Here is a 9,453-nt window from a genome sequence, read left to right on the forward strand (position 1 = left end):
CGATATCGCCCGGCCGGGCCGGGAGGCCGTATGAGTAGACCTGAAAGGCGGCCGCTAACTCCATGACACCCCGATTGCTGCAGCGGTTTGTATGCAGCAAGCTCGCCGCAATGCACTCGCTTCGGCGTCGTTGACCTGGGCTGGAAAAGCGCCGGTTCCAGTCGGCGCTTCTTCAATCTGGCAAGGCAGTGGCCGATCAGCCGTTGACGGCCTGCTTGTGCTGCACCGTGTGGCTCTTCTTGAGCAGATCCGAGACCAGGAACGCCAGTTCGATCGCCTGGTCGGCGTTGAGGCGCGGATCGCAGTGTGTGTGGTAACGGTCCTGCAGTTCCTCGGCGGTGATGGCGCGCGCACCACCGGTGCACTCGGTGACGTTCTTGCCGGTCATCTCGACATGGATGCCGCCCGGATGCGTGCCTTCGGCGCGGTGCACCTCGAAGAAGGTCTGCACTTCCTTCAGGATGCGGTCGAATGGCCGCGTCTTGTAGCCGGCGGCCTCGATCGTGTTGCCGTGCATCGGGTCCGAAGACCAGACGACGCTGCGGCCTTCCTTCTGCACGGCGCGCACCAGCTTGGGCAGATGGTCGGCGACCTTGTCGGAGCCGAAGCGTGCGATCAGCGTCAGCCGGCCCGGCTCGTTTTCCGGATTGAGCAGGTCGATCAGTTCGAGCAGACCGTCCGGCGTGAGCGACGGGCCGCATTTCAGGCCGAGCGGGTTCTTGATGCCGCGGCAATATTCGACATGCGCGTGGTCGGGCTGGCGCGTGCGGTCGCCGATCCAGATCATGTGGCCCGACGTCGCGTACCAGTCGCCGGAGGTGGAATCGACGCGGGTCAGCGCTTCCTCATAACCGAGCAGCAGCGCCTCGTGGCTGGTGTAGAAATCGGTCTCGCGCAGCGCGTAGTTGGTTTCCGACGTGATACCGACGGCCTTCATGAAGTCCATCGTCTCGGTAATGCGGTTGGCAAGCGACTCGTATTTTTCGCCCTGCGGGCTGTCGGAGACGAAGCCGAGCATCCAGCGATGCACATTCTCCAGGCTGGCATAGCCGCCCTGGGCGAAGGCGCGCAGCAGGTTCAGCGTCGCCGCCGACTGGCGATAGGCCATTTCCTGGCGGGCGGGGTCGGGGATGCGCGATCTGGTGTCGAACTCGATTCCGTTGATGATGTCGCCGCGATAGCTCGGCAGCGTCACCTCGCCCTTGGTCTCGTTGTCGGAAGAGCGCGGCTTGGCGAACTGGCCGGCGACGCGGCCGACCTTCACTACAGGCTGCGCGCCGGCGAAGGTCAGCACCACCGACATCTGCAGGAAGACGCGGAAGAAGTCTCGGATGTTGTCGGCGCCGTGTTCGGCGAAGCTTTCGGCACAATCACCGCCCTGGAGCAGGAAGGCCTCGCCAGCGGCGACAGAAGCCAACTGCTTCTTCAGCTTGCGCGCCTCACCGGCAAAGACCAGCGGCGGGAAGGTGGCGAGTTGGGCTTCCGTGTTCTTCAGCGCCGCAAGATCCGGATAGGCCGGAACCTGCTTGATCGGCTTTGCTCTCCACGAATTCGGCGACCATTTTGTCATCGTTGCACCCAAACGCCCTTTCGGAGCAATTCCAGGAAAATGTGAAGCGGGTTTCCGCCGGAATTGCGTCAAACAAGATAAGCGAACGCCCTCGCCCGCAAATTCAACCCCAAACGGGGTGGCGGCTCCATACACGAAGCCGATTTCCTATTCTAGACCGGAATTTCAGCGCTGGCGAATGGCTTGCCATGCACGGAAAGGCCGGCAGGCTACGATCAGGCAGTCTTCTCCACCAGCTTTGCCAGTTGCGTCATGACCACCGCCGAGCCCGCAAGTCGCTTCTCGGCCGTAGGCCAATCGCGCGCGAAGACGACGCTATGATCCGGCCGGATCTTGGCCAGAGCTCCCTGCTCTGCGATGAACTTGACCAACCCGACCGGGTTGGGGAACTCGCGCTTGCGGAAATGGATGACGACGCCCTTGGGCCCGGCATCGAGCTTCTCGACATTGGCCTTGCGGCAGAGCGCCTTGATGAAGACGATCTTTAGGAGATGCTTGACCTCGTCCGGAAGCGGGCCGAAGCGGTCGATCAGCTCGGCACCGAAAGCGTCGATCTCCTCGGTGGTTTCGAGATCGCCGAGACGGCGGTAAAGCGCCAGCCTGAGCTGCAGATCCGGAACATAGCCTTCCGGGATCATTACCGCCGTGCCGACAGAAATCTGCGGCGACCAGCCGCCGTCCTGGACCTCGCCGGAATCCTTCACCTCGGCGACGGCCTCTTCAAGCATCTGCTGGTAGAGCTCGAAACCGACTTCCTTGATGTGGCCGGACTGCTCTTCGCCGAGCAGGTTGCCGGCGCCACGGATATCGAGATCGTGGCTGGCGAGCTGAAAGCCGGCGCCGAGCGTGTCGAGCGACTGCAGAACCTTCAGCCTGCGCTCGGCGGTGTCGGTCAGCTTGCGGTTGGCCGGCAATGTGAACAGCGCATAGGCGCGCACCTTCGAGCGGCCGACGCGGCCGCGCAACTGGTAGAGCTGCGACAGGCCGAACATGTCGGCGCGATGGATAATCAGCGTGTTGGCGGTCGGGATGTCCAGACCGGATTCGACGATCGTGGTCGACAGAAGCACGTCGTACTGGCCGTCGTAGAAGGCGTTCATGATGTCGTCGAGTTCGCCCGGCGGCATCTGGCCATGAGCGACGGCGACTTTCAGTTCGGGAACCGATTCCTTCAGGAAATCATGGATTTCGGCGAGATCGCTGATGCGCGGAACAACATAGAAGGAATGTCCGCCGCGGTAGCGTTCGCGCAGCAGGGTCTCGCGAATGACCAGCGGATCGAAAGGCGAGATGAAGGTACGCACCGCCATGCGGTCGACCGGCGGGGTGGCGATCAGCGACAGTTCACGCACACCGGTCAAAGCCAACTGCAGAGTGCGAGGGATCGGCGTTGCCGACAGGGTCAGCACGTGAACGTCGGTCTTCAGATCCTTCAGGCGCTCCTTGTGCTTGACGCCGAAATGCTGCTCCTCGTCGATGATCAGCAGGCCGAGATTCTTGAACGAGATCGACGATCCGAGCAGCGCATGCGTGCCGACGACGATGTCGACCTGGCCCTCGGCGAGCGCCTTCTTGGTCTCCGCGAGTTCTTTGGCGCCGACGAGCCGGGAGGCCTGGGCGACGCGGATGGGAAGCCCTGAGAAGCGTTGCGAAAAGGTCTTGAAATGCTGGCGCGACAACAGCGTCGTCGGCACCACGACGGCGACCTGAAACCCTTCCATCGCGGCGATGAAGGCGGCCCGTAGCGCCACTTCGGTCTTGCCGAAGCCGACATCGCCGCAGATCAGGCGATCCATCGGCTTGCCGGCGCCGAGATCATCGCGCACGGAGTCGATCGCCGACTGCTGGTCGTCGGTCTCTTCGTAGGGAAAACGCGCGGCGAACTCATCATACAGGCCTTCAGCCGGCACCAGCGACGGCGCGGCGCGCATCTGCCGCTCGGCAGCGATACGGATCAGTTGCCCGGCCATGTCGAGCAGACGCCGCTTCAGCCGCGCCTTGCGCGCCTGCCAGGCGCCGCCGCCCAGCTTGTCCAGCGTTGCCTCGGCGGAGTCGGAGCCGTAGCGCGACAGAAGCTCGATGTTTTCCACCGGCAGGAAAAGCCGGTCGTCGCCGGCATAGTGAATTTCCAGGCAGTCATGCGGCGCGCCGACCGCCTCGATGGTGCGCAGGCCGATAAAGCGGCCTATGCCATGGTCGGCATGGACGACGATGTCGCCGGCGGACAGAGACGAGGCCTCAGCGATGAAGTCCGACGCCCGCTTCTTGCGCTTCGAGCGGCGTATCAGACGGTCGCCGAGTATGTCCTGTTCGGCAACGACGACGAGTTTTTCCGTCTCGAAGCCGGATTCCAGCGGCAGCACGGCCAATGCCGCCTGCCCCGGCTCCAACTTCTCGGCCTCGTCCAGGGTCGCCACGGGCGTGAGATTGCCGAGATGGTGCTCGGCCAGGATCTGACCAAGCCGGTCAAGCGACCCTTCGGTCCAGCCGGCAATGACGACGCGGCGGCGCGCAGCGCGCTCGTCGGCGATGTGTTTCACCACGACGTCGAAGACGTTGATGTTGGGGTCGGCACGTTCTTCGGCAAAGCTGCGCCCCTGCCGCGAACCGCCATGAAACACCTTCTTGCCGCCGACATCGGGCGCATCGAAGACGGTGAAGTCAATGTCCTCGCGCTGCCCGAGCGAGGCGCGCAGATTCTCCGGCGAGAGATAGAGCAGATCCGGCGCCACGGGCTTGTACGGCACCGCGTCCTTGAGCGCGCCTTCCGCCTGTTTTTTGCGCGCCTCATAGTGATCGAGGATCAGCGTGTGGCGCTCGGCCAGCGCCTCATGCGCGAGATGGTCGAAAACCACGGGCACATCGGGCAAATAGTCGAAAACGGTTTCCAGCCGCTCATAGAAGAAGGGCAGCCAGTGTTCCATGCCGGCGAAACGCCGGCCTTCGCTGACCGCCGCGTAGAGCCCGTCATCGCGCGACGGCGCGCCGAATGCCTCGATATAGGCGCGGCGGAAGCGGCTGATGGTCTCTGGCGTGAGCGCCACTTCGCTCATCGCTTGCAGCGCCATCGACTTGCGCTGTCCGGTGGTGCGCTGCGTGGCCACGTCGAAGACGCGGATCGATTCCAGCGTGTCGCCGAAGAAATCGAGCCGCAGCGCCTCGCTCCAGCCCGGCGCGAACAGGTCGAGTATGCCGCCACGCACCGCGAACTCGCCGATGCCGCGCACCGTCGGCACCCGTTCGAAACCGGACGTTTCCAGCCGCGCGATCAGAACGTTCATGTCGATCTGATTGCCCGGCCGGGCATGGAAGGTCTGCGCCTCGACGAGATCGGCGGGCGGAATGCGCTGCAGGAGCGCGTTGGCGGTGGTGAGGATAACGGCGCGGTGCGGCTTCTTCGCCAGCGCGATCATGGCGGTCAGCGCATCGAGGCGCTTGGCGGCGGCGTCGGAACCGGGCGAAACGCGGTCGTAGGGCAGGCAATCCCAGGCCGGCAGTTCCAGCACCGGCAGGCCGGGGGCAGCGAAGGCCAGCGCTTCGGTTATAGCAGGCAGGCGTTGCCCGTCGCGCGCCACGAACAGCACCGGTTTGTCCGGCGCGATCTCGAGCGCCGTCTGCACTAGCGCGAACGCTTCGTAGCCATCAGCGACGCCATCGACGATGAACTGGCCGGGCCGGCCTTTCGGCAAACCGATGGTGGGAATGAGGGTCATGCGTATCTGTTTTTCAAAATGTCATGGTCCGGCGCGACGCCAGGATCTTCTGCAGGACGGCGCAGTCGATATCCCGGGGGACCGGGCGTTCGCCCGTGACCAGCGGCAGGAAGTCGGTGTCGGAAATGTCGAGGAGCCTCTCATATTGTTCGATTTCCTCGGTGGTCAAGTTGCCGATCTCGGCATCGGCGAAGGTGCCGAGGATGAGGTCCATCTCACGCATGCCGCGATGCCAGGAGCGGAACAGGAGCTTGCGGCGGTGGGCGTCCAGGCCCTCGCTCGATCGTTTCGTTCCGGTCATTGTGCCGCATCCTCGCTTCAAGCGGCGCATATAGCGTGGATAGAAGGGGCTGTCAGCCTTGCGCTGCCGCCGTCGCGACATAAGCTGACAACATGCGCCCATCCATCCTCGATCCGCTGTTTGTCCCGATCACCTCGCTTGCCGGCGTCGGGCCGAAGGTCGGCGTGCTGATCGAAAAGGTCGTGGTCGCGGATCTTGGCGACCGTGCCGCGCGCGCCGGCGATCTTCTGTTCGTGCTGCCGCACACTGTCATCGACCGCCGCAACCGCCCCGGCATCGCTCTCGCCGCCGAAGGCTCGATCGTAACGCTGGAGGTGCGCATCGATCGCCACCAGCCGCCGCCGCGCGGCAACCGCTCGGTGCCCTATCGCGTCTATGCCCATGACGACACTGGGGAAATCGGCCTGACCTTCTTCCACGCCCATGCCTCCTATCTCGAAAAGGCGATGCCGGTCGGCGAGCATGTCGTGGTCTCGGGCCGCATGGAATGGTTCAACGGCCGCCCGACCATGGTCCACCCCGACCACATCGCGCTTGCCAGCGAGGCGGAGAACCTGCCGCTGGTCGAACCGGTCTATCCGCTGACGGCAGGGCTTTCCGGTAAGGTTCTGCGGCGCGCGATCGGCCAGGCGCTCGGCCGATTGCCGGAACTGCCGGAATGGCAGGACGGCGCTTTCATGCGCCGGCACACTTTCCCGGCCTTCGGCGACGCGCTGACCCGCATCCACAATCCGGCCGACCCGATCGACGTTTCCGTCGATGGCGCCGGCTGGCGGCGCCTGGCCTATGACGAGTTCCTGGCCGGCCAGGTGTCGCTGGCGCTGGTGCGGGCCAAGGTGCGCCGCCTGTCGGGCCGTCCTCTTGTCGGCGACGGCCGCATCGTCGAGAAACTGCGCGCCGCACTGCCCTATTCGCTGACCCCTTCGCAGGAATTCGCGCTCGCCGAAATCAACGCCGACCTCGCCGATCCCGAGCGCATGCTGCGGCTGCTGCAGGGCGACGTCGGCTCGGGCAAGACCGTGGTGGCGCTGCTTGCGATGGCACGCGCCGTCGAGGCTGGTGGCCAGGCGGCGCTGATGGCGCCGACCGAAATCCTGGCCCGTCAGCATCTGGCGACGATCGCGCCGCTTGCCGCCAGGGTCGGCCTGCGGGTGGCCATCCTGACCGGCCGCGAAAAGGGCCGAGAGCGCACTGAAACGCTGGCCGGCCTCGCCAGCGGCGAGATCGACATCGTCGTCGGCACGCACGCGCTGTTCCAGGAAACGGTGACCTATCACGACCTGGTCCTTGCGGTGGTCGACGAACAGCATCGCTTCGGCGTTCACCAGCGGCGCGCCATCACCGCCAAAGGCGACGCGCCCGACATGCTGGTGATGACGGCAACGCCCATCCCGCGCACGCTGGTGCTGACCGCCTTCGGCGACATGGATGTCTCCAAACTGACGGAAAAGCCGGCGGGCCGGCAGCCGATCCGTACCGTCACGCTGCCGCTGGAACGGCTCGACGAACTGGTCGGCCGCATGCTCGACGCCGTCGCCGACGGCCAGAAAATCTATTGGATCTGCCCGCTCGTCGAAGAATCCGAAGAGATCAAGCTGATGTCGGCCGAGGATCGCTTCGCATCGCTGAAACCCCTGTTCGGCGACCGCATCGGCCTCGTGCACGGCCGCATGAAAGGCGCCGAGAAGGACGAAGCCATGCGCGCCTTCAAGCAGGGCGAGACGCGCATCCTGATCGCCACCACGGTCATCGAGGTCGGCGTCGACGTGCCGGATGCGACGATCATGGTCATCGAGCACGCCGAGCGCTTCGGCCTTGCCCAGTTGCACCAGTTGCGCGGTCGGGTCGGACGTGGCGACAAGCCTTCGTCCTGCGTGCTGCTTTACAAGGACCCGCTCGGCGAGACCGCGAAGCGTCGGCTGTCGGTGATGCGCGAGACAGAAGACGGCTTTCTCATCGCCGAGGAAGACCTGAAGCTGCGCGGCGAAGGCGAATTGCTCGGCACGCGCCAGTCCGGCACGCCTGGCTTCCAGGTGGCGCGGATAGAGGCGCATGCCGACCTGCTGGAGGCCGCCCGCGACGATGCGCGGCTGATCCTGTCACGCGACCCGGAACTGCAATCCGAACGCGGCGAGGCGCTGCGCCTGCTGCTCTATTTGTTCGGCCGCGACGAGGCGGTGCGGCTTCTTCGCGCCGGGTGAGGCCCCAGCGGCGGATTGGCGACCGTTCCGTTGACCGGCTCGCCGTTCAGCGCCACCAGCTTGGTTTTCACCTCCGGCGCCACCAGCCCGGCCGATACGATCAGCTTGGCGCCGTCCTCGATGGTCATGTCCAGCATCACGATGTCCGACTTCGGCACATACATCAGGAAGCCGGTGGTCGGATTGGGCGTGCAGGGCATGAACACCGCGATCAGCGGATCGCCCTCCTGGTCGAGCTTCTCGTTGATCTCGGTTTCCTTCTCGCCGGCCACGAACACCAGCGACCAGACGCCCTTGCGCGGGTACTCGACCAGCCCGACCTGGCTGAACATGTCGCCCTTGTTGGACAGCACGGTCTCGAAAATCTGCTTCAGCGAGCCATAAATGCCGCGCACCAGCGGCATGCGGCCAAGCAGGCGCTCGCCGAAGCCGACTATGGCGCGGCCGACGATGTTGGCGGCCAGAAAACCGATCAGCGTGATCAGGATCAGCGCGACGATCAGCCCGAAACCAGGAACCGGAAACGGCAGATAGGTGTCGGGGCTGTAGCGCGCCGGAATATAAGGTTTTACCCAGGAATCGACCCAGCCGATGAACGACCAGGCGATATAGGCGGTAATCGCCAGCGGCGCGCAGACGATGAAGCCTGTGAGAAAATAATTCCTCAGCCGGGTCATGCCGGAGGTCTTGGCAGCGTCGGACATGGTTCACCGGGGCGCGGGTTGCAGCGCAACATTAGTGAAGCGGATGACGCTTTGGAACTGCGAAGTTTTTAAAGGGCCAACTATGCCGCGGCGTCCATCGGCACGATCCTGTCGAGCTCGGCCGCGATCTTCCTTGCCTCGGTTTCAAGTTCATAGGCTTTCTGGAAATTCATCCAGAACTCGGGCGTGGTGTTGAAGAACCTGGCGAGCCGCAATGCTGTATCCGGGGTCAGGCCGACCTCCTCCTTGACGATGCGCTCGATACGGGTACGCGGCAGATTGAGCTTCTTTGCGAGCGCACCGGCACTCATGCCAAGCGGCACAAGGTACTCCTCGCGCAGGAACTCTCCGGGATGAATGGGGCGTGCGAACTTGGGCATAGCTCAGTCTCCTCCAAGGGCCAGGGCAAGAGCCCGCTCAATGGTAATCAACGATCTCCACGTCTTCGGCACCGGCAGCGGTCCATCTGAAGCAGATGCGCCACTGATCATTGATGCGTATCGAATGCTGCCCGGCACGATCTGCCTTCAGGGCCTCAAGGTGGTTTCCTGGCGGTGACCGAAGATCGTTTTCAATTGGACGGCATGGTCGATTGCCCGAAGTCGGCGCTCGGCGCGGGCCACCAAATCCGACGGAAATCCTTTCGGCGCTTTCCCTTCCGCGACTGCTTCCGCCGCCTTGCCTTTGAACGAGACGATCAACAGCCTTCCCCCAGCGATTGTATCATATCTTGATACAAAATCAGGAGCAAGAGACATGTATCATTTACTGATACAATTCGACTTGGCCCCGAACGCCCCTATTCCACCGTCACCGACTTGGCGAGATTGCGGGGCTGGTCGACGTCGGTGCCCATGAAGACGGCGGCGAAATAGGCCAGCATCTGGATCGGCAGCGCATAGATGATCGGCGAGATGAGTTCCGGCACGTCCGGAAGCACGATCGTCTCCATCGTCTTCAGGCT

The 9,453-nt window shown here is 64.0% G+C and carries 6 protein-coding genes and 1 pseudogene; 1 reads left to right on the plus strand and 6 read right to left on the minus strand.

What is annotated here, in order from left to right; all coding sequences use genetic code 11:
* Positions 1-196: 196 nt before the first annotated feature.
* From J0I79_RS00860 to J0I79_RS00870, 3 genes are all read right to left on the minus strand, one after another.
* Positions 197-1,570: a class II 3-deoxy-7-phosphoheptulonate synthase gene (locus J0I79_RS00860; RefSeq protein WP_292854466.1), complete on the minus strand. Its 1,374-nt coding sequence runs from the start codon at positions 1,568-1,570 to the stop codon at positions 197-199.
* A gap of 215 nt (positions 1,571-1,785) precedes the next feature.
* Positions 1,786-5,283, minus strand: coding sequence for a transcription-repair coupling factor (gene mfd, locus J0I79_RS00865; RefSeq protein WP_292854467.1), 3,498 nt, complete (start codon positions 5,281-5,283; stop codon positions 1,786-1,788).
* A gap of 13 nt (positions 5,284-5,296) precedes the next feature.
* Complete coding sequence (locus tag J0I79_RS00870) at positions 5,297-5,584, minus strand: succinate dehydrogenase assembly factor 2 (protein WP_292854469.1); 288 nt, start codon at positions 5,582-5,584, stop codon at positions 5,297-5,299.
* A 92-nt stretch (positions 5,585-5,676) separates the two neighbouring features.
* On the opposite strand from J0I79_RS00870, the gene recG reads away from it, so the two are divergent.
* On the plus strand, positions 5,677-7,785 hold the full coding sequence (gene recG / locus J0I79_RS00875) for an ATP-dependent DNA helicase RecG (RefSeq protein WP_292854470.1): 2,109 nt from the start codon (positions 5,677-5,679) through the stop codon (positions 7,783-7,785).
* Here recG and J0I79_RS00880 read toward each other — a convergent pair.
* The 3 genes and pseudogenes from J0I79_RS00880 to J0I79_RS00890 form a co-directional block, all read right to left on the minus strand.
* The gene (locus J0I79_RS00880; RefSeq protein ID WP_292854471.1) at positions 7,737-8,489 is read right to left on the minus strand and encodes a DUF502 domain-containing protein; all 753 of its coding nucleotides are present in this window, start codon (positions 8,487-8,489) and stop codon (positions 7,737-7,739) included. The two genes, recG and J0I79_RS00880, sit on opposite strands and share 49 nt — an antisense overlap.
* An 80-nt stretch (positions 8,490-8,569) precedes the next feature.
* Positions 8,570-8,869: a HigA family addiction module antitoxin gene (locus tag J0I79_RS00885; RefSeq protein WP_292854473.1), complete on the minus strand. Its 300-nt coding sequence runs from the start codon at positions 8,867-8,869 to the stop codon at positions 8,570-8,572.
* Between the two features lie 37 nt (positions 8,870-8,906).
* Positions 8,907-9,190: pseudogene (locus J0I79_RS00890) on the minus strand (type II toxin-antitoxin system RelE/ParE family toxin).
* Between the last annotated feature and the right edge of the window lie 263 nt (positions 9,191-9,453).

The organism is Mesorhizobium sp. (genome assembly GCF_017306585.1).
Taxonomy (GTDB): domain Bacteria; phylum Pseudomonadota; class Alphaproteobacteria; order Rhizobiales; family Rhizobiaceae; genus Mesorhizobium.

What these genes read in the sequence shown, in the direction of transcription:
- J0I79_RS00885 (WP_292854473.1), bottom strand. Translation starts at nt 8,869, where the DNA reads ATGCCCAAGTTCGCACGCCCCATTCATCCCGGAGAGTTCCTGCGCGAG.
- recG (WP_292854470.1), top strand. Translation starts at nt 5,677, where the DNA reads ATGCGCCCATCCATCCTCGATCCGCTGTTTGTCCCGATCACCTCGCTT.
- J0I79_RS00870 (WP_292854469.1), bottom strand. Translation starts at nt 5,584, where the DNA reads ATGACCGGAACGAAACGATCGAGCGAGGGCCTGGACGCCCACCGCCGC.
- mfd (WP_292854467.1), bottom strand. Translation starts at nt 5,283, where the DNA reads ATGACCCTCATTCCCACCATCGGTTTGCCGAAAGGCCGGCCCGGCCAG.
- J0I79_RS00880 (WP_292854471.1), bottom strand. Translation starts at nt 8,489, where the DNA reads ATGTCCGACGCTGCCAAGACCTCCGGCATGACCCGGCTGAGGAATTAT.
- J0I79_RS00860 (WP_292854466.1), bottom strand. Translation starts at nt 1,570, where the DNA reads ATGACAAAATGGTCGCCGAATTCGTGGAGAGCAAAGCCGATCAAGCAG.